The 19,947-nt window shown below is 63.2% G+C and carries 20 protein-coding genes; 15 read left to right on the top strand and 5 right to left on the bottom strand.

Going from position 1 to position 19,947, the window contains the following annotated elements; all coding sequences use genetic code 11:
• Positions 1-34: 34 nt before the first annotated feature.
• The 6 genes from NFJ07_RS19510 to proC all read left to right on the top strand — a co-directional run bounded on the left by NFJ07_RS19510 (position 35) and on the right by proC (position 7,481).
• On the top strand, positions 35-676 hold the full coding sequence (locus NFJ07_RS19510; RefSeq protein WP_269997077.1) for an ArsR/SmtB family transcription factor: 642 nt from the start codon (positions 35-37) through the stop codon (positions 674-676).
• A 231-nt stretch (positions 677-907) separates the two neighbouring features.
• Positions 908-3,634, top strand: a complete 2,727-nt coding sequence (topA, locus tag NFJ07_RS19505) for a type I DNA topoisomerase (RefSeq protein ID WP_269997076.1) — start codon at positions 908-910, stop codon at positions 3,632-3,634.
• A 185-nt stretch (positions 3,635-3,819) separates the two neighbouring features.
• A complete protein-coding gene (locus NFJ07_RS19500) occupies positions 3,820-4,314 on the top strand; it encodes an SseB family protein (protein ID WP_269997075.1) in 495 nt (164 codons plus the stop codon).
• A gap of 71 nt (positions 4,315-4,385) precedes the next feature.
• Positions 4,386-5,450, top strand: a complete 1,065-nt coding sequence (locus NFJ07_RS19495; RefSeq protein WP_269997074.1) for a Ppx/GppA phosphatase family protein — start codon at positions 4,386-4,388, stop codon at positions 5,448-5,450.
• Position 5,451: 1 nt separating this feature from the next.
• On the top strand, positions 5,452-6,288 hold the full coding sequence (locus tag NFJ07_RS19490; protein ID WP_269997073.1) for a sugar phosphate isomerase/epimerase family protein: 837 nt from the start codon (positions 5,452-5,454) through the stop codon (positions 6,286-6,288).
• A 362-nt stretch (positions 6,289-6,650) separates the two neighbouring features.
• A complete protein-coding gene (gene proC, locus NFJ07_RS19485; RefSeq protein WP_269997071.1) occupies positions 6,651-7,481 on the top strand; it encodes a pyrroline-5-carboxylate reductase in 831 nt (276 codons plus the stop codon).
• A gap of 22 nt (positions 7,482-7,503) precedes the next feature.
• Here proC and NFJ07_RS19480 read toward each other — a convergent pair whose 3' ends face one another.
• Both NFJ07_RS19480 and NFJ07_RS19475 read right to left on the bottom strand, forming a co-directional pair.
• Complete coding sequence (locus NFJ07_RS19480) at positions 7,504-8,190, bottom strand: potassium channel family protein (protein WP_269997069.1); 687 nt, start codon at positions 8,188-8,190, stop codon at positions 7,504-7,506.
• Positions 8,183-9,616: a TrkH family potassium uptake protein gene (locus NFJ07_RS19475; RefSeq protein WP_269997067.1), complete on the bottom strand. Its 1,434-nt coding sequence runs from the start codon at positions 9,614-9,616 to the stop codon at positions 8,183-8,185. Before NFJ07_RS19475 ends, NFJ07_RS19480 begins: the two co-directional genes overlap by 8 nt.
• A 112-nt stretch (positions 9,617-9,728) precedes the next feature.
• On the opposite strand from NFJ07_RS19475, the gene NFJ07_RS19470 reads away from it, so the two are divergent.
• Both NFJ07_RS19470 and NFJ07_RS19465 read left to right on the top strand, forming a co-directional pair.
• On the top strand, positions 9,729-10,940 hold the full coding sequence (locus NFJ07_RS19470) for an acetoin utilization protein AcuC (protein WP_269997065.1): 1,212 nt from the start codon (positions 9,729-9,731) through the stop codon (positions 10,938-10,940).
• A gap of 97 nt (positions 10,941-11,037) precedes the next feature.
• Positions 11,038-11,622, top strand: a complete 585-nt coding sequence (locus NFJ07_RS19465; RefSeq protein WP_269997063.1) for an ArsR/SmtB family transcription factor — start codon at positions 11,038-11,040, stop codon at positions 11,620-11,622.
• A gap of 22 nt (positions 11,623-11,644) precedes the next feature.
• Here the strand turns inward: NFJ07_RS19465 and NFJ07_RS19460 are convergent, their stop codons facing one another.
• Complete coding sequence (locus NFJ07_RS19460; protein WP_269997062.1) at positions 11,645-11,869, bottom strand: hypothetical protein; 225 nt, start codon at positions 11,867-11,869, stop codon at positions 11,645-11,647.
• Positions 11,870-12,409: 540 nt separating this feature from the next.
• Between NFJ07_RS19460 and NFJ07_RS19455 the strand changes: the two genes are divergently transcribed.
• From NFJ07_RS19455 to gdhA, 3 genes are all read left to right on the top strand, one after another.
• Positions 12,410-12,664, top strand: coding sequence for a hypothetical protein (locus NFJ07_RS19455; protein ID WP_269997061.1), 255 nt, complete (start codon positions 12,410-12,412; stop codon positions 12,662-12,664).
• Positions 12,665-12,752: 88 nt separating this feature from the next.
• Positions 12,753-12,971, top strand: coding sequence for a CocE/NonD family hydrolase C-terminal non-catalytic domain-containing protein (locus tag NFJ07_RS26080; protein WP_442865375.1), 219 nt, complete (start codon positions 12,753-12,755; stop codon positions 12,969-12,971).
• A 92-nt stretch (positions 12,972-13,063) separates the two neighbouring features.
• Positions 13,064-14,401: an NADP-specific glutamate dehydrogenase gene (gene gdhA, locus NFJ07_RS19450; protein WP_269997060.1), complete on the top strand. Its 1,338-nt coding sequence runs from the start codon at positions 13,064-13,066 to the stop codon at positions 14,399-14,401.
• Between the two features lie 82 nt (positions 14,402-14,483).
• Here the strand turns inward: gdhA and NFJ07_RS19445 are convergent, their stop codons facing one another.
• Positions 14,484-15,782: an alpha-hydroxy acid oxidase gene (locus NFJ07_RS19445; RefSeq protein ID WP_269997059.1), complete on the bottom strand. Its 1,299-nt coding sequence runs from the start codon at positions 15,780-15,782 to the stop codon at positions 14,484-14,486.
• A gap of 80 nt (positions 15,783-15,862) precedes the next feature.
• Here NFJ07_RS19445 and NFJ07_RS19440 point away from each other — a divergent pair, with 80 nt between their 5' ends.
• Entirely contained in the window at positions 15,863-16,567 is a 705-nt protein-coding gene (locus tag NFJ07_RS19440) for a FadR/GntR family transcriptional regulator (protein WP_269997058.1), read from the top strand.
• Here NFJ07_RS19440 and NFJ07_RS19435 read toward each other — a convergent pair.
• Complete coding sequence (locus NFJ07_RS19435; protein ID WP_269997056.1) at positions 16,557-17,570, bottom strand: LacI family DNA-binding transcriptional regulator; 1,014 nt, start codon at positions 17,568-17,570, stop codon at positions 16,557-16,559. The two genes, NFJ07_RS19440 and NFJ07_RS19435, sit on opposite strands and share 11 nt — an antisense overlap.
• A gap of 320 nt (positions 17,571-17,890) precedes the next feature.
• Between NFJ07_RS19435 and NFJ07_RS19430 the strand changes: the two genes are divergently transcribed.
• The 3 genes from NFJ07_RS19430 (at position 17,891) to NFJ07_RS19420 (ending at position 19,675) form a co-directional block, all read left to right on the top strand.
• The gene (locus NFJ07_RS19430; RefSeq protein WP_269997055.1) at positions 17,891-19,033 is read left to right on the top strand and encodes a 3-deoxy-7-phosphoheptulonate synthase; all 1,143 of its coding nucleotides are present in this window, start codon (positions 17,891-17,893) and stop codon (positions 19,031-19,033) included.
• A 158-nt stretch (positions 19,034-19,191) separates the two neighbouring features.
• Positions 19,192-19,404 (top strand): helix-turn-helix domain-containing protein, encoded by a 213-nt coding sequence (locus NFJ07_RS19425; protein WP_269997053.1) that lies wholly within the window; start codon positions 19,192-19,194, stop codon positions 19,402-19,404.
• A gap of 172 nt (positions 19,405-19,576) precedes the next feature.
• Complete coding sequence (locus NFJ07_RS19420) at positions 19,577-19,675, top strand: 30S ribosomal protein bS22 (protein ID WP_003792170.1); 99 nt, start codon at positions 19,577-19,579, stop codon at positions 19,673-19,675.
• The last annotated feature ends 272 nt before the right edge of the window (positions 19,676-19,947 follow it).

The raw sequence follows: 19,947 nt of genomic DNA, 5'->3' as shown, positions 1-19,947 counted from the left end.
CATTTGCGGCGGCACCGGCGGATAAACTGTTCCGGTGAATGAAGACAATGGGGTACCCACCGGGCTGGCATCCCCGAAGCGCCGGAAACGGCCCGAGAAGACGGTGGAGATCACCGACCCCAAAGCGATCCGTGCGCTTGCGCATGCCGCCCGGCTTGAGGTCATCTCGGAGCTGTATTCCACGCAGCTGAGCCGCACGGCCACCGAGCTCGCCGCGCAGACTGGGCTTACGCCGAGCGCCATGAGCTACCACCTCAGGGCCCTCCAGAAATGGGGGATTGTGACTGCTGCGGACAACGAGGGCGATGCACGCGAACGCCGTTGGAAGGCCGCAGGTTCGGACTTCACCATCAAATCCGGCGGCAACGCTCCGAGCCCGGAGATCGCCGTCGTCGAACTCGAACTGGACGCCTTCCGGCGTCGGGCCACCGCCTTCACCCGCGCCCGCGGTGAGCGGCGCCAGCGCGGCGAGGCCGCGAACGAGGCAGCCGCCATGGTGTTGTCCAGCGATCTGCTGTACTTGACTCCGGATCAGCGGACGGATCTCAAGGCCAAATTCCAGGACCTCATCAGGTCATATGAGCTCGAAGATCCCACGCGGATTCCCGAAGGAGCGGTGCGAATCGCTACGATGTGGTCGATGATTCCGGACGATCGGACGCCGTCTTCAAGCTAGTCCCCACCGCCACCCTAGCCTCGCAAGTCCCCACCGGCTCCCAGCCTTCGCAAGCTCAGGCAGGGCCCCTCGCCGGTGGGGCCCCACGGCCAGGTAACCCTGGCGGCGTGGGCCCAACGCACCGTTCCTCTACAGCACTTGTGCACATAGAAACGCACGATTCTGCAAAATATGGTGAACTAGGCCAATATGGGCACGAGCCCAAGCAATTCATTTTTCTGTAGGAGAACCGTGCCCAGCAAGGCAAAAACCGGCAAGAAACTCGTGATCGTGGAGTCTCCGGCCAAGAGCAAGACCATCGCCAAGTACCTGGGCGAAGGCTTCATTGTCGAGGCCTCGATCGGCCACATCCGCGACCTCCCGCAGCCCTCGGACCTCCCTGCAGAACTGAAGAAGACCTCGGTGGGCAAGTTCGCCGTCGACATCGAGAACGACTTCAAGCCGTATTACGTGGTGTCCCCGGACAAGAAGAAAAAGGTTGCCGAACTCAAGGCCCAGCTGAAAGACGCTGACGCGCTCTATCTCGCAACCGATGGGGACCGCGAGGGCGAGGCCATCGCGTGGCACCTCCTGGAGGTCCTGAAACCCAAGGTTCCGGTCTACCGCATGACCTTCGGTGAAATCACCAAGGAAGCCATCCACCGCGCCATGGACAACCTGCGCGACGTCGACAGTGCCCTTGTGGACGCCCAGGAAACGCGCCGCATCCTGGACCGCCTGTACGGTTACGAAATCTCCCCGGTGCTGTGGCGCAAGGTGGCCCGTGGCCTGTCGGCCGGCCGTGTGCAGTCCGTGGTGACCCGCATGGTGGTTGACCGCGAACGCGAACGGATGGCGTTCAAATCCGCATCGTACTGGGACCTGACCGGCCAGTTCGGTACCGGCTCCGCGACTTTCAAAGCGAAGCTCGCTGCCGTGGACGGCGCGAAGGTAGCCAGCGGCCGTGACTTCAACGACGACGGCGTCCTCACCTCCGCGAACGCGGTGCACCTCAACGAGGAACTCGCGACGTCGTTGGCCGCCGGGCTGGAGAGCGCGGACTTCCGCGTCCGCTCAGTCGACACCAAACCGTACACCCGGCGTCCCGCGGCGCCGTTCACGACGTCAACCCTTCAGCAGGAAGCCGGCCGCAAGCTGCGCTTCTCCTCCAAGAGCACCATGCAGATCGCCCAGCGCCTGTATGAAAACGGCTACATCACCTATATGCGTACGGACTCGTCCGCCTTGAGCGACGAAGCCCTCACGGCCGCGCGCCGCCAGGCTGCCGAGCTGTACGGTCCCGAGTACGTGCCGCAGTCTCCCCGCGTCTATGCCAACAAGGCAGCCAATGCGCAGGAAGCACACGAAGCCATCCGCCCCGCGGGTGACTCCTTCCGCACTCCGGCCCAGGTTGCCAGCCACCTGACCGGCGACGCTTTCCGCCTGTACGAACTCATCTGGAAGCGCACCATTGCCTCCCAGATGGGCGACGCCAAGGGCTCCACCGCCACCATCCGCCTCGGCGCGGTGGCTACCGATGGGCGCGATGCCGAATTCTCGGCCTCCGGCACGGTCATCACCTTCCCGGGCTTCCTGGCGGCCTACGAAGAAGGCAAGGACGAGAGCCGCGGCGACGACGACTCCGACGAAGCCCGACGCCTGCCCAACGTGGCCAAGGACGATTCCCTCACCGCTTCGGAAATCGTTGCTGTTGGCCACGAGACCTCGCCGCCGCCGCGGTACACGGAAGCATCGCTGACGGCGGAGCTGGAAAAGCGCGGCATTGGCCGCCCGTCCACCTACGCGTCCACGATCTCCACCATCCAGGACCGCGGCTACGTCCGGAAGCAGGGGTCTGCACTGGTTCCCAGCTGGATCGCCTTCTCGGTGATCCGTTTGCTGGAGCAGCACTTCACCGACTACGTCGACTACGAATTCACGGCCGACATGGAAGGCGACCTGGACAAGATCGCCAACGGCCAGGCAGTCGGCGCCGCTTGGCTCAAGCACTTCTACTACGGTGAAGACGCCGATCCCGGCCTGCTGAGCATCGTCAACAACCTCGGTGAAATCGATGCGCGCGAGATCAACTCGGTGCCGATTGCCGAAGGCATCACGCTCCGCGTTGGCAAGTTCGGCCCGTACCTGGAAAGCTCGATCCCCACTGTCGACCCCAAGACCGGCGAGGTCGTGGAGTCGGCGCGAGCAAATGTCCCCGAAGACCTCGCACCGGACGAGCTCACTGCGGCCAAGGCCGTGGAGCTCATGGAAACGGCTGCCCCCGAGGAACGCGTCCTGGGCGCGGACCCGCACACCGGGCACACCGTGGTTGCCAAGAACGGCCGCTACGGCGCCTATGTCACCGAGATCATCCCGGAGATGACGGAAGAGCAACTGGCAAACCAGCCGGTGGAGTACTACAAGAACGGCAAACCCAAACCGCCGAAGAAGCCCGTCAAGGCCAAGCCACGCACAGGCTCGCTGTTCAAGTCAATGACCGTTGACTCGATCACGCTCGACGAGGCCATTCAGCTCATGAGCCTGCCCCGCGTCCTCGGCGCGGACGCCGAAAGCAACCCCATCACGGTGCAGAACGGCCGCTTCGGGCCTTACCTGAAGAAGGGCACGGACTCGCGGTCCATCGGATCCGAGGAAGAGATCTTCACCATCACCCTGGAACAGGCATTGGAGATCTACTCCCAGCCGAAGCAGCGTGGTGCACGCGCTGCCGTACCGCCCCTGGCTGAGTTCGGTCCGGACCCTGTCTCGGAGAAGAACATCGTGGTGAAGGAAGGCCGTTTCGGACCGTACATCACCGACGGCGTCACCAACATCACCGTTCCGCGAGCCACGTCCCTGGAGGAGCTGACCAGGGAGCAGGCCATCGAGCTGCTTGCCGAGAAGCGCGCCAAAGGCCCGGTCAAGCGGACAACCACGGCCCGCAAGGCGCCGGCGAAGAAGGCTGCGGCGAAGAAGTAATTCCTGCTTGGGGACACGCAAACCCGTTAGCGATACGCATATTCCCTGAGGACACCCGAATTCCGGTGTCCTCAGGCAATATGCGTATCCCGGGGAATTATCTGTGTCCTCAGCGCGGGCTTAGGGCGGGGCGGGAACCACCTCTGGAATTGCTTCCGGCATGGAAACCATGATCGAGTGGAACCATGACAGATCAGCCCGCAGCCCCGGAATCCCTGCCTTTGAACGACCTTGAGTCCAAGCTCGCAAAATCCGGGCAACCTGACGCGAACCCGGTGGACGTCATTCTGGCCTTCCTGAACAACGAGGTCTACATCCTGAGCACCGACTCCTTGGATAAGCCTGACGCCGCCGTGGAGCCACTTGTCCTTGCCAACTCCGAGGGCCAGCCTGTCCTCGCAGTGTTCAGCCACCCGAGCCGGGTGGAATCGCACTTCCTCGAGGCCGCGCCCAACGTCCTGGGCACCCACGGCGCGGCGATTCTGGACAGCATCGGTGACGAGCTGGGCCTGGTGATCAACCCCGGCAGCGAGCACGGCTTCGAGATGGGCCCGGAAGGCATCGCCAACGTCCGCCGCGACTTCACCCGCGCCGACGAAGCTGCCGACGAAGCCGCCGCCCCAGCCGATCCAGCCGCAGATGCGGCCGTGGAAGCGGACACCGGCGGACCCCGGGACTAATTGACTGGCTGGCGGCACGAATCGGCAGTCGTACTTGCTTCACACGCTTCGAATCGGGGAATAATGGCAGAATGCGTCTTGGCGTCCTAGACATCGGTTCCAACACCGTCCATTTGCTTTTGGTGGACGCGCATCCGGGCGCACGCCCGGTCGCGTTTGCCTCCCATAAGCGACCACTTTCGCTGGTTCAGTTCCTGGACGCCGAAGGTAACATCAACGACGCCGGACAACACGAGTTGATCGAGTTCGTCCTTGAAGCGTGGGAGTTCGCAGCCCGCCACAAGGCCGAGGACCTCTTGGCTTTTTGTACCTCGGCTATCCGCGAAGCGACCAACGGCGTCGAGGTCCTTGCCCGGGTGAAGCACGAGACCACTGTGACCCTGCAGGAACTGACCGGCAGCGAAGAAGCCTCCATGACCTTCTTCGCGGTTCGACGCTGGTACGGCTGGGGGGCCGGTCCGATCCTGGACCTTGACATCGGCGGCGGCTCCTTCGAAATGGCGTTTGGCCAGGACGAACTGCCCGAGCTCGCGGTGTCAGTACCGCTTGGCGCCAGCCGTTTGACCAGGGACTGGCTCCACAATGATCCGCCCACGGCCAAGAGCGTGAAAGAGCTGCGCAAGTACATCCGCCACACACTCAAGCCCGTCGTACGTGAATTCAAGCAATTGGGCCGGGCCAACCTGGTGGCCGGAACTTCCAAGACCTTCCGTTCCCTTGCACGCATCGCGGGCGCGGCCCCCAGTGGCGCCGGTCCGTACGTCAAGCGCGAACTCCACGCCACGGACTTGGGACTCTGGGCGCAGCGGATCTCGGCCATGACCGTCGAGGACCGGCTGTACCTCCCGGGCGTCTCGGATGCACGGGCAGCGCAGATCCTTGCGGGTGCCCTTGTGGCCGAGGCCGCATTGGAAATGTTCGAGTTTCCCAGCATGGAGATCTGCCCTTGGGCCCTGCGCGAGGGATTGATCCTGCGCCGGCTCGACCAGCTGATCTTCGATGGCCCGCTGGCCCCGGCCCCGCATGTCGGGCTCGGAGGCGCGGTACCGGTACCACGTCTGGGCGCGAACACCGGAACGGCCGCGCCCGCGGCAGTATCCATACCGATCCCCACCGCTGGGAGGCAGGCCAACTAACATGAGCACCGACGTCGAGCACTCCGAAGAAGACACGCCGAGGATCCCGGTGGCGCTATCCAGCGCTTCTGTCTATCCGCTCAGCGTCCACGACGCCTTTGCCGTGGCCCAGGACCTGGGGTACGACGGTGTCGAGGTGATGGTGACCAACAATGCCACCAGCCAGAACCCGGATGCCCTCATCCAGCTAAGCCATCGCTACGACCAGCAGATCGTTTCGATCCACGCGCCCACCCTGCTGCTGACCCAGCAGGTTTGGGGTCCGGCGTGGAACAAGATTGAGATGTCCTGCCAGATGGCGCGCGAGGTCGGTTGCAACACTGTGGTGGTCCATCCGCCGTTCCGGTGGCAGTCGAACTATGCGGAGAACTTCGCTGCCGGAGTGCGCGAGATCGCGGCGATGTACCAAGTGCACATCGCAGTGGAGAACATGTACCCGTGGCGTGTGCGCGGCCGGGAGGCGCTCGCGTACCTTCCGCACTGGGATCCGCTGGGCCAGGATTACGACGACGTCACCTGGGACTTCTCGCACGCAGCCACCGCGGGTGCCAACAGCCTTGAGGCGATACGGGCGCTCGGGAGCAAACTGCGCCACGTCCACCTCACGGACGGTTCGGGCTCGGGCAAGGACGAGCACCTGATCCCCGGTTACGGGACCCAACAGTGCGCCGAGGCGCTGCAGCATCTCGCATCCAACGGATTCGAGGGCACAGTGGTTGCCGAGATCTCGACGCGCAAGGCCAAAGCTGCGGGTGAACGCGAGGAATGGCTCGCCGAAACACTGCGCTTCGCACGCCAGCACTTGGGGGCGCCGCTCGTGGGAGCCTTCGAGATCTAAGTTCCCCGAGATTCAGGGCCCGACGACGTCGGGCGGCTGGGTCGCGCCGTCGCTGGGCTACCTTCGGACGCGTTTCGGTCCGGCCACGCGCCCTGCCCGTATCCGCCAACGCCCCTTAAACGAGAAAGCACCGGCGGTCGATACGGGAAAATGGGGGGAAACCCGTTCGACCACCGGTGCTTGTGGCGGACATCCCCATGCCCGCCTCATCACTCGCACCCTCAATGAGGTAATTACTAAGTTACGGAGCGATGTTGGGCGCAGCCTGCAATAACCTTGGGAACAAGCTGGGAATCCTGGCTCCTCTGCCGGGCCTGGCAACTGGTTCTGCAGTGGCGCAGCTGAACTGGCATCATGGAGCCATGAGCAACCGAATCGCATTCCTTGGCTGTGGGTCCATGAACGAGGCCATTCTGGGTGGCTTGCTTGCGGCCGGAACAGATCCGTCGGACGTCGTCGCCACCGTACGTCGCGCAGAACGCGCAGCCGAACTGGCAGAGCGCCACCATGTCATGACCATCGCCGGAGCCGAGGAACCCGACAACAACAAGTTGGCTACGAAGGGCGCTTCGGTTGTCATCCTGGGCGTCAAGCCTGTGGGCATTGCCGATCTCGCCCGGGAAATCTCACCGTCGCTGGGTAAGAACACGATTGTGATCAGCGTTGCCGCGGCCGTGTCCATCGCCCAGCTGGAAGCTGCCCTGCCGGCGGGCCAGCCGGTCATTCGCACGATGCCCAACACGCCTGCCAAGCTCGGACGCGGGGTGGTCTCCGTTTCGCCCGGAACTAACTGCACCCCCGCGCAGCTCCAGCAGGCCAAGGACATCCTCGCCGCCGCAGGCACCGTGGTGGAAATCCCCGAGGAACAGGTGGATGCCCTGTCCGCCATCAGCGGTTCGGGCCCCGCGTACGCGTTCTACCTTGCCGAAGCCATGGCTGCCGCCGGCGTCGAACTCGGTCTGGATCCCGAGCTGTCCCTCATGATTTCCCGCGAGACCGTGGCAGGTGCCGGTTTCATGCTCGCCGAGCCCGGAGCGGACCCCACCGCACTACGCATCGCCGTGACCAGCCCCAACGGCACCACGGAACGCGCCATCGCGGCGTTCAACGACGGCGGGATACCCGCGATCATCGCCGACGGAGCCCGCGCAGCAGCGGCCCGGGCCGCGGAAATCACGCAGCAGCTCGCCTAGTTCCGCGGCCACAGCGAGGGAGCTACGGCCGCGCCGCAAACCGTTCCAGCAGGTCCACGTGCCCGGACACAATGAGCATGTCGCGGCCGGAAACCTTCGTGTCGGGTCGAGCGTAGGTGAAGTCTTCGCCCGGGGATTTCACGCCGACAATTGTCACGCCGTACTTGGAACGGACCTTGGATTCATCCAGCGTGAAGCCCACGGTTTCCTTGGGCGGGTACATTTTCACGATGGCGAAATCGTCGTCGAACTCGATGAAGTCCAGCATGCGCCCGGAGACCAAGTGCGCCGCACGGACGCCGGCGTCGGCCTCGGGGTAGATGACGTGGTTGGCGCCGATGCGGGTGAGGATCTTGCCGTGCGAGGCAGTGATCGCTTTCACCCAGAGGTGTTCGATGCCCAGATCCACGAGGTTCACCGTGATGAGCACCGAGGACTCGATCGACGTTCCCACGCCCACCACGGCAGAGCTGAATTCCTGCGCGCCGAGCTGGCGGAGGGCATCGATGTTGGTGGCATCCGCCTCCACTACGTGGGTCAGCACGGAAGCCCAATTCTGGACGAGCGTTCGGTCCCGCTCGATGGCCAGGACTTCGCGTCCCTGCTTGACGAGCTGCTCGGCGGTGGCTGCACCGAATCGGCCCAACCCGATCACCAGAACGGGTGCGTTGTGCGCCGGCCGGTTGGGGTCGCCTGTTGAATTAGCCAATGATCGGCCTCTCTTCCGGATAATGGAATAGCTGCCTGCGCTGGCGGAGGGCCAGTGCGGAGGCAAGGGTGATGGTGCCGATGCGGCCGGCGAACATGAGGGCAGCTAGAACGTAGACCCCAGCCGGCGGCAGTTCGGCGCTGAGGTTCGTGCTGAGGCCCACGGTTGCAAAGGCCGAGATGGTTTCGAAGAGCACCCGGTCCAGGCTGGCCCCGCTGATGGCCAGCAACAAGAATGCGGCTGCGCACACCAACGTGGCACCAGCGACGATCACCGAGATGGCCACCCGCATGGTGCCCTCGGGGATCGTGCGGCCGTAGACCTTGACGTCGTCGTCGCCACGTGCCTCGGCGACGATGGCGAGGAACATGACCGCGACGGTTGTCACCTTGATGCCGCCCGCCGTCGACGCCGAACCGCCGCCGGCGAACATGAGCGCGTCCGACAGCAGCCTGGTGGTGGAATCCATATGGCTCTGGTCAACCAGGTTGAAGCCTCCGGAGCGCGTCATGACCGAGGCGAAAATGGAATGCGTGATCTTGTCACCAACGCTCATGTTGGCGATGGTGTTGGTGTTGTCCCACTCCATCAAGGCCCAGAGGACTGCGCCGGCTACGAGGAGGATCAGGGAAACCTGGATGGTCAGCTTGGTGTGGAGGCTCCACTTCTTCCAATGGAGGCCGTGCCGTCGGAGCACCAGCATCACCGGGAAGCCGAGGCTGCCGAGGAACACGCCGAGCATGAGCGGCACAAGAATCCACAGATCCGTCTCGTACGGCACGATTCCGTCGGAGTGGGGTGTGAAACCGGCATTGTTGAAGGAAGAAATCGAGTAGAAGATCCCGTGCCAGACGGCCTGCCAGAAGTCCTCTCCGAGTGTCAGGAACCGGGGAATCATCGCGATGGCCAGTACGGCCTCGATGGTCACGGAGGTCGAGATGACGATCCGCAACAAGGTACCCACTTCGCCCAAACGTCCGGCGTTGTTCATGGCCTCCTGGGCAATGAGCTTTCCCCTCACGCCCAGCCGTTTGCTGACCATGAGTGCCAGGAGCGATGCGAGTGTCAGGGTTCCCAATCCACCTACGAAGATGCCCACGAGAATCACGAGCTGGCCGAAGAAGGTCCAGTGCGTCGCCGTCGACACAACGGTCAAACCGGTCACGCAAACGCTGGAGACAGCGGTGAACAAGGCCTGGTAGATGGGAGTGACCGCACCGTCGGCCGATGCTGCTGGCAGGGAAAGCAGGCCGGTGAACAAGAGAATCGCGAAGACGTAGGCCGTCAGCGCCAATCGGGCCGGTGAAGTGTTGGCGAGGTTGTCGATGAAGTCGCGGATACCCGTGAAAATCCACAGGCCTCCCCGCTCCGGCTGGACGGTTTGCCAGCTGGCCGGGTCTATGGACCTCGACTGGCTCTGAGTCATGGCAGTGCTGTTCGCTTCTGGTCGATTGATTCTGCTTTCTTGAGTAGTAAACCACTAATCTCCCGCTGTAACGGGGCAGTTGCCTTCCCGCCGCTCGGGTAGCCTGTCATTGATGACTTCCTGGGCAGGCCTCCGTCCGTCCGCGCTGCCAACGGTGGTGGCGTGGGATCCCGCCATGACCGCATACAATTTCGGTCCCTCGCATCCGATGGCCCCCGCGCGGCTGGAGCTGACGGCCAGGCTCGCCGCGGCGCTCGGACTCTTCGAGCTGGAGCATGTCTCCGTCCAGGCGCCCGGGCTCGCGTCCGACGTCGAACTCCTGGCAGTGCACAGTGCCGAATATGTCGCCGCAGTGCGGCGTGCAAGCGAAGACCCGACGACGCCGGACCCGGAACGCGGGCTCGGCACCGAAGATGATCCCGCTTTTGCGGGGATGCACGAAGCCAGCGCCCGGCTTGCCGGAGGGTCGTTGCTCGCGGCTGAGGCGATCCTGTCCGAGACCGCGGTCCGGGCCGTCAACTTCGGCGGCGGCATGCATCACGCCTCCCGTGAGCGGGCCAGCGGCTTCTGTATTTACAACGACGCCGCACTCGCCGTGCAGAGGCTGCTCGACGGCGGTGTCCGGCGGGTTGCGTACATCGACGTCGATGCTCACCACGGTGATGGCACCCAGAGCATCTTCTGGAACGACCCCAGGGTCCTGACGATCTCCCTGCACGAAAGCGGCCTCTCGTTGTTCCCCGGAACGGGATTCGCCAATGAGATCGGCGGCCAGGACGCCCTAGGTACGGCCGTCAACGTGGCGTTGCCTGCGTGGACGGGCGACGCCGGGTGGTTGCGGGCCTTCCATGCCGTGGTACCCCAGCTCGTTCAAGCCTTTGAACCGGAAGTCATCGTGAGCCAGCATGGCTGCGACTCCCACAAACTCGATCCCCTCACGCACCTCAACCTCAGCGTGGACGGCCAACGCGAGGCGGCCACCGCCGTCGCGGGCCTCGCCGCCAGGTTCTGCGAAAACCGTTGGATCGCCACCGGGGGAGGGGGTTACGACATCACGGGAGTGGTACCGCGCACGTGGAGCCATTTGATAGGCATCGTGGCCCAACATCCCGTCCAGCTGACGGCTCCTGTCCCGGAAGCTTTCCGGGACTATGTCATGGAGAAGTACGGGGAATCGGTTCCGGAACTCATGGGCGACGGCGTGGACACCTGGTGGCGTTGGTGGGAGGTCGGGTATGACCCCGCCGACGCCGTGGACCGCACCATCATCGCCACCCGCAAGGAAATCTTCCCGCTCTACGGACTGGATCCCTGGTTCGACTGACGCGTGTTCGGCTAGGAGGAGCGGGACTGGGTCAACGCCGTGAGCATACGCGAAATAGTTGATGCCTTTTGGCGTATATGTCGCTAGGGTGGGAGGCATGGTGACTGACGACGTATTTGCCGTCATTGCGGAGGCAACCCGGCGTGACATTCTGGTTTCCCTCCGCTCTGGGGATAAGGCTGTGGGGGAACTGGTGGAGGAGCTCGCAGCGAGCCAGCCCACCATTTCAAAGCATTTGAAGGTGCTCCGCGAGGCGGATCTCGTCAGCATGCGCGCGCAAGGGCAGAAACGCTATTACGCGTTGAACCCGAAGCCGCTCGCCGGGATTGCCAGCTGGCTGGAGACGTTCGACGTCGGACCCGCCAAGCCCGCGGTCGAGGCCGCCACGCCGGCCCGTAGCCCCGGACCACGTACGGCTGGGCAGCCGGGTGCAGGCGCCGCGAAGAACCAGCTCACGCGGCCCGACGGCGCCACGCTCGTCCCGTCGTCGGCGAGCACCGACGTCGTACGCTCGCCTGAAATCGTGCCTGCCTCCGGAGCTGTTGCCTCTGTCGCGGGTATTGACGACACCATGCCGCAGCAGATCGGCCGCACGGTTGGCCGTGCCGCCACCAAGGCTGCCGACCTCTTGGCGAACCTGCCGAACCTACCCAACCTGCCGAAGTTCGGTCGGAAGAAGTAGCGGCAATGTGAGGTGATCCCGGTCACGCCGTGATTGGCTTCTGCCCGATGACTTCCTTGACCTGCAGGCCGCGGCGGTCGAAAAGAGTCCGCCCGGTTGCATTCTGGACGGCGAAGCTGTGGTGTGGTCGGGCGGGAGACTGAACTTCGAAGACCTGCAGCAGCGAGTCGCGGCCGGAAGAGCCATGCTCGAGCGGTTGGTTCGGGAAGTCCCTGCAACCTTTGTGGCCATGCGCGATTCCCGCCACCTTTCAGAATCGTGCACGCTGGCCCCGGCTGAGTGGTGAAAAGCCGAAATTGAGTACTTAGAAACTATGTTTTGAGTGATGTCGAGCGTGAATTGAGTGCTGACAAATTCACCAGATGCTTTGCCGCGATGGCGAAGGTTTCGAAGGCAATAGTTGGCCGACCGAAGTCGATTGTGGGATTTCTCAAAAAGTCCTCTGACCTGTTTGTTAAGAGATCTTGTCAGCACTCAGGCCATCATCTATTCTCGGTAGTCCAATTCGTCTTTACTATCGGGGGTAGGTATGACCTTTTTGGCATTTTCGAAGTTCCAGGACTGTAAAAACCAAGTGGCGGCGGTTGCACCGAAATCCCGTCCGGACGCTCAGGGGGAAGCATTGAAACTCGAAAAGTCGGCGCGATCGGCATTTGTGCGGCAATGGCATTGGTAGCGGCATCCGCGCTGCCCGCGCAGGCAGCAACGACGAGCGTCAGCGGCTCGCTCAGCTGCCCCGCGGGTCAGGTCGTGAGCGACTGGTGCGGAAGTAACGTGAACCGCCCAAGTGAATGAATCCATCCAGGCTGAGGTCGAGCGCACACTCAGCACGATTCCAGTTCGTGCGTCTCGCCAAATGACCTCCACCGAGTATCAGTTTCGCGTGAGCGAGATTCTCAGGCTTTTTGACATCGATGCAGTGGGCAGCGAAACGGGCGTAGTTTACGGGGACAAAGGCGTTGAGCTAGAAGATCAGCCTTTAGTTTGGGCCATTCGCGTACTCGTTGGGAGGCGATTCGACATCCCGGAAGCAATAATGTGAATGGGCTCGGCCGGAGGCCCGCATAAGGGGTCCTTCGGATCTAGTGTCGCTTTTCTGAAGTTGTGGGACGGTTGATTTTCGCGAGGATCTGTTCCTGGGTCTTGGTCCAGACGAAGGGGTATCGGTCGTTCCGGCCGGTGATGATGAGCAGAGCTGGTTGCTCCGGGTGAAACCCGTAGAGCTCGACATCGACATGTGGGCAACTTCGAACGTGTTCCTTCCCGGCCACAGGATCCGTCTTGAAATCTCCAGCCTGGAAACCCCGGGCTTTTCGACGGCCGCTGCCTCGCGGGCTGCCTGGTCATAATCGGTTCGGATGGAGACTGCTTCAGGTCTGATGCGAGCATGGCGGGATTGTACGCAGACCCGCCTTTCGGCGCAGAAGTTGTAGGGAGTCACATGGATTCGAGGCTGGAAGCAGTCCGGGACACCGTCTTGGCGCGGAACCCGGGCGAGCTGGAATTTCACCAGGCCGTCACCGAGGTCTTTGAAAGCCTCGGCCCGGTACATGACAGGCACCCGGAATTCCTCGAAGGGGCTGTCCTTGAGCGCCTGTGCGAACCGGAGCGCCAAATCATCTTCCGCGTACCGTGGACCGACGACGCTGGCCGCGTGCACGTCAACCGTGGTTTCCGCGTTGAGTTCAATTCAGCCTTGGGCCCCTACAAGGGTGGACTGCGCTTCCACCCCTCGGTCTACTTGGGCATCGTCAAGTTCCTCGGCTTCGAGCAGATCTTCAAGAATGCCCTGACAGGCATGCCGATCGGTGGCGGCAAGGGCGGCTCGGACTTCGATCCCCGAGGCCGCTCCGACGCCGAAGTCATGCGCTTTTGCCAGTCCTTCATGACCGAGCTGTACCGCCACATCGGCGAATACACGGACGTTCCTGCCGGCGATATCGGCGTGGGAGGCCGCGAGATCGGCTATCTGTTCGGCCAGTACAAGCGCATCACCAACCGCTATGAGTCGGGTGTGCTGACGGGCAAGGGAATGTCGTGGGGCGGCTCCTTGGTCCGTCCGGAAGCCACCGGTTTCGGCACGGTCATCTTTGCCCAGGAGATGCTCAAGACCCGGGGCCAGTCCTTCGATGGCCAACGCGTCGTGGTCTCCGGTTCGGGCAACGTGGCCATCTACGCCATCGCCAAAGCCCAGGCCCTTGGCGCCACCGTGGTGGCATGTTCCGATTCCGCGGGTTATGTGGTTGACGAGGCCGGCATCGATGTCGCGCTGCTCCGCCGGATCAAGGAAGTCGAACGGGGCCGCCTCACTGAATACGCGGAGCGCCGCGAGGGTGCCAACTATGTGGCCGGCGGCTCGGTCTGGGACGTGAATGGCACCGTTGCGCTGCCGTGCGCGACGCAAAACGAGCTCGACGGCGACGCCGCAGCCAAGCTCGTCAGCAACGGTCTGCTGGCAGTCGCCGAAGGCGCCAACATGCCCTGCACCCGTGAAGCGGTTGCGGTGTTCCAGGACGCAGGCATCCTGTTTGCCCCGGGCAAGGCAGCCAACGCCGGTGGTGTGGCGACGTCGGCGTTGGAGATGCAGCAGAACGCCAGCCGCGATTCCTGGTCCTTCGAACACACGGAAGCACGCCTTACGGAAATCATGGTGGGCATCCACGATCGTTGTGCCGAAACTGCGGAGGAATACGGGGCGCCGGGCAATTATGTCCTGGGCGCCAACATCGGCGGCTTCGTGAAGGTCGCGGACGCCATGTTGGCGCAGGGCCTCATCTAGCGCGCCCCCCTTCCCGCCTACCCACCCCAACTGACTCGCAGTAGGTGTCGTTTAGAGGGCTCTAAACGACACCTATTGCGAGCTACTTGCTCAGCAACCGAACGTGGTCCGGGTTCAGTTCCGAAATCTTGGTGACTCCGAGCAGGGCCATGGTGCGGGCCATGTCCTTCTCGAGGATCTGGATGGTGCGGTCCACTCCCGCGCGCCCGCCGGCCATGAGCCCGTAGAGGTAGGCCCGGCCGATCAACGTGAAGTCGGCGCCGAGGGCCAGGGCTGCCACGATGTCGGCACCGCTCATGATGCCCGTGTCCAGGATGACGGCCGCCTCGCTGTCTTTCAGTGCGGCGGAGACCTCCGGAACGAGGTGCAGCGGAATCGGTGCCCGGTCCAGTTGGCGTCCGCCGTGGTTTGAGATCACGACGCCGTCCGCGCCGTGGTCCACCACCTTGCGGGCATCTTCGACAGTCTGGATGCCCTTGACTACCAGCTTGCCCTTCCAGGTTTCGCGCAGCCAGTCGAGGTCGTCGAAGGTCAGGGTGGGATCGAACATGGAGTTGATGAGGTCGGCCACGGTTCCGGTGTAGCGGGAGAGCGAGGCGAAGGTTAGCGGCTCGTGCGTGAGGAAGTTGAACCACCATGCGGGCCGGTACGAGGCATCCAGAACGGTCTTCACGGTGAGCGCCGGCGGAATGGTCATGCCGTTGCGGACGTCCCGCAACCGGGCGCCCGCGACGGCGGTGTCCACCGTGACCATGAGGGTGTCGTTTCCGGCCCTGGCGGCGCGCTCGATCAGTTCCAGGGAACGGTCCCGGTCTGTCCAGAGGTAAAGCTGGAACCAATTGCGGCCGTTCGGAGCCGCCGCAGCCACGTCCTCGATGGAAGCCGTGCCCATCGTGGAGAGAGTGTACGGAATACCAGCTGCCTCGGCGGCCTGCGAGCCCGCGTACTCACCCTCCGACTGCATCATGCGCGTGAATCCCGTAGGCGCGATGCCGAACGGAAGCCGGGATTCCTTGCCCAGGATCTCGGTGCCGAGGTCGATGCTGGAGACGTCGCGCAGGATTCCCGGCCGGAACTCGATGTCCTGGAACGCCTGGCGGGCCCGGCGAAGGGTGATCTCCGCCTCCGCTGCGCCGTCTGTGTAGTCGAACGGTGCCTGGGGAGTGCGTCGCTTGGCAATGTCCCGCAGTTCCCAAATGGTGGATGCGCGGCGCAGCCTAGCCGCGTTGCTGAACTCGGGCTTCTTGAACTTCATCAGCGGCGCCAGGTCCGCGTATTTGGGAACCCGGCGCTTGAGTGCTGCGGGGCGCCCGACGGCGGTGGGGACGTTCGTGGGCACCTCAAGGGAAGGCGCGTTGCTCGGCTGGACGGTCTGCGTCATGGTGCTGTCTCCAGTGTGCTTGATGTGGTTAGACCACACTCTATGTCATGTGGTCCAACCACATCAACTACTATTTATCCATGCGAACGCACGAGCTCGTCCTGGGTTGGATCGAAAAGCAATTGTCCGACGGCCATTTGGTGCTTGGTGGGCGGCTTCCCGCCGAGCGGGCGCTGGCCGAACAGCTGGAAGTTTCGCGGACGTCGGTCCGCGAAGCCATCCGGATCCTGGAAGCCATGGGCTTGGTGCGGGCAGGTGTCGGTTCTGGTAAGGACGCCGGGACGGTGGTCATCGCGGAACCAGCCACGGCCCTCGGCTCCGCGCTCCGCCTCCATGTGGCCACGCAGCATTTGCCGGTCGCCGACATCGTGGAAACACGGGTCCTGCTCGAATCATGGGCGGTGTCCCGCGCCAAAGCCGACGCCCCCGAACTCAAGGAAGCAGCGAGGCTGCTGGGCGAGATGGACGCGAGCCCCGCCGTCGACGACTTCCTCGCACTGGACGTCGCCTTCCACTTGGCGCTGGCGGAAGCCGCGGGAAATGCCGTGGTGAGCACCATCATGGGTTCACTGCGTGAGGCGATTGAGGGTTACGCCGCGGCGCTCACGGCAAACCTGCCGGATTGGGATAGCACCGCCCATCGCCTGAGGTCCGAGCATCGCGCCATTTTGGAGGCAGTGAACGACGGCGACGGTGGCCGGGCAGCGACGCTCGTGGCCGCACACATCGAGGGGTACTATCGGGAGGCCGGGCTGGGACAGGCCCCTGCGGAAACTAGGCCTTGACGGGGCCGGTGCTGCCCCTGAGCTCAATCCGCGGCGGGAAGTAGTTCGTGGGGGAGGCGGCGTCGTTGGTCTGGATCTGCTCCCGCATGCGGCGCCACGCAAGGTCTCCGAGCTCGGAGATCGGCACGGCCGCGGTGGTCAGTGGAGGCATGGTGTACCGGGCAAAGGGCATGTCATCGAACCCGGTGAGCGACAAGTCTTCCGGCACGCGGATCCCGCGCTCGCTTAGTCCGCTCAAGAGGCCCATCGCCGCGACGTCGTTGAAGACGAGGATGCCGGTGGCACCGCACGAGGCGACTGCATCGCTCGACTCGAATCCGGCGTCGAACGTGTTGCCGCCAGGAATGAACTGCAATTCGACGTTCGGGAATTCGGCCGTGAACTTCTCGAGCCCGCGGAGGCGCTGCACGTTGGACGCGCTGCGGTCCGGTCCCGTCAGATAGGCCAGTTTGCGATGGCCCAGCCCAACCAGGTGGGCGGCAAGTTCCTGGATGCCTTGGCCGTAATCCACCACGAGGCTGGGAGTCGGTACCGACTCGGTGGTCCGGTTGATGAGGACGAGCGGATAGAGCGTGGGGGCCAGTTCTTCCAGTTCTGCGTCGCTCATGCGGGGGGCGCAAAGAACGACGCCGTCGCATCGCCTCCGGGCTTCCCCGGCGAGGATTGCTTCCTCACTGGAGACCTCGGACGAGTCGGCGATCAACACGCGGTAGCCATCGCGGGCGGCGGCAATACTCAGCCCGCGAAGAATGGCCTGGAACGTGGGATTGGACAGGTCCGGCACCACGATTCCGATAGTGTCCGTCTTTCCCAGGGCCAGGCTTCGGCCTACCGGGTTTGGCTTGTATTTCAGCTCGGAAGCGGCTGCGCGCACGCGAGCCGCAATGTCCGCGTCCACGGTGGTGTTACCGTTCATGACGCGGGAAACCGTGGCATGCGAAACGCCGGCCATGGATGCCACATCTGCGATGCCCACCCGCCGGGTGTTTCTTCTGCCTGGCATGGTTTCCTTCCTGGAGCGCTGCCGCCGTGTTCCAAAGCGGCAACATTTCTTCTGAGGTGAAGTTTATAGTGCGTGGGGAAGCGGTTTCCCTTGATGTCGTTGCATTTCGATTTGCGGGCATCCGGAGCCTGACGCTATGGTTTGGCTATGACTAACCGTTGGTATGCGTATTTTTCGTTGGCTCTGGAGGGGCCCGCGTCTAACTGACACGCATCCAACTTTCCTTCAGAGCCAACAGGGCAGAGATCATTCTCTGCCCTTCGCCATTTCCAGGCGGGCTCTGAGTAGGGTCCGCTCCTCTCCGGAACAGGACACCTTTCATGACCAGCATCGCCGCAGAGCCCACCACACTAAACGTCGACGTCGAGAGTGCCGGCGCGCACTCGACGTCGAACCTGCGCGTCAGCCGCTTCGAGCCGCTCCCCACGCCGCAGGAAATCAGCGCGGAACTGCCGCTTGACGCGAGGGCCTCCGCCGTCGTCGAGCGCGGGCGCGATGGAGTCCGCGCCATCATGGACGGCGTGGACGATCGCCTCCTGGTGATCGTGGGCCCGTGCTCCATCCACGATCCAAAGGCCGGCCTTGAATACGCACGCCGGCTGGTCAGCCAGGCGGAGAAACACAAAGAAGACCTTTTGATCGTCATGCGGGCCTACTTCGAGAAGCCGCGGACCACGGTGGGCTGGAAGGGCCTCATCAACGATCCCCACCTGGACGGCAGCCACGACATCGCGGCCGGACTCCGTGCAGCGCGTGGATTCCTTCAGCAAGTCACGGCCCTGGGCCTGCCGACCGCCACCGAGTTCCTGGAACCTATCAGCCCGCAATACATGGCAGACCTCGTGGCGTGGGGCGCCATTGGTGCGCGCACCACCGAGAGCCAGATCCACCGTCAGCTCGCCTCCGGGCTGTCCATGCCGATCGGGTTCAAGAACGGGACCGACGGCGACCTCCAGGTAGCGATCGATGCCTGCGGTGCCTCTGCCGCACCGCAGGCGTTCTTGGGGATCGACGGCGATGGCCGCGCCGCCCTGGTGGCAACCTCGGGAAACCCGGACACACATGTGATCCTGCGCGGTGGCCGAAAGGGTCCGAACTACGCTGCCGAGCATGTCGCTGCTGCGTCGGAGAAGCTTTCGGCGAAGGGGCTGAATCCGCGGCTGATCGTTGACGCGAGCCATGCCAACAGCGGCAAGAGCCATCACCGCCAGGCCGAAGTCGCCCTGGAGATCGGTGCGCAGTTGGAAGATGACGTTGCTTCGCCGATTGCCGGCGTCATGCTGGAGAGCTTCCTTGTTGGTGGGGCGCAGAACCTGGATGTGGAGCGGCAGCTGGCTGGCGAACAAGAGTTGGTGTACGGCCAGAGCGTCACCGACGCCTGCATGGAATGGGACGTCACGGTGTCCGTCCTGAACCAGCTGGCGGCCTCGGCCCGCAAGCGTCGGGTGGCAACTGCCGGCTAGCGAAACCCGCGCTCTCAGTTGGCCGAAAGACTTTCACTTTGGTACCAGCAGCCTCTAGAGTATCTAGCACATGGTTGTTTGATGGCTCAGCATCGGCACACCAGGTAATGAATGCTGGGGTTCGCCGCTAACCGCTGAGAGCAAAGGAATATGGAGAAATGTCCGCAGAGACTAACTTCTCGAACGCGCGTTTCATGACAGTGGCTGAAGTTGCCGAAGTCCTCCGGGTTTCCAAAATGACCGTGTACCGCCTGGTCCACTCGGGAGAAATGCCAGCCGTCCGTTTTGGACGATCATTCCGTGTCCCCGAAGAAGCTGTGAGCCAGTACCTCAAGGGCGCGGTCGTCGACGGACACTCGGAGACAGCTTGAGTCTTGCTTGGTTCCCTCGGGGCCAACGGTCATTGGGTGCCCCCGATAGGCGGTACCCTGTTAAGGAACGTTTTACGTCATTGTAAGAATCTGTCAGTTGTAAAGTCTGTTGCTCAGTTCAAGGACCTCACCCAGCAGACAGAATCTCAATCTAGTTTGGTAAGGAACTTACGTGGGTTCAGTTATTAAGAAGCGCCGCAAGCGTATGGCCAAGAAGAAGCACCGCAAACTGCTTCGTAAGACCCGCCACCAGCGTCGCAATAAGAAGTAGAGATACTTCCTACAGCGTGAATGCCCGTTGCCTCCCGAGGCGGCGGGCATTTTTGCGTCCGCGCCCCCGACGACGCTCGCTCACTTATGCATGGTGTTTCGATGACGCTCGCTCACGTATGTCGGGTGTTTCGATGACGCTCGCTCACGTATGTCGGGTGTTTCGATGACGCTCGCTCACGTATGTCGGGTGTTTCGGAATTTTTCAAGCTGAACGGTACCAGCGGGAGTTAGGCGGCTAACTGTTCGGTGGTTTCCTTGGGTTGGTTGATC

Origin of the sequence: Arthrobacter sp. B2a2-09, from assembly GCF_027587375.1 — a bacterium.
Classification (GTDB): domain Bacteria; phylum Actinomycetota; class Actinomycetes; order Actinomycetales; family Micrococcaceae; genus Arthrobacter.
Note: the sequence above shows the minus strand (reverse complement) of the source record. Positions and strands in the feature narration are given on the sequence as shown.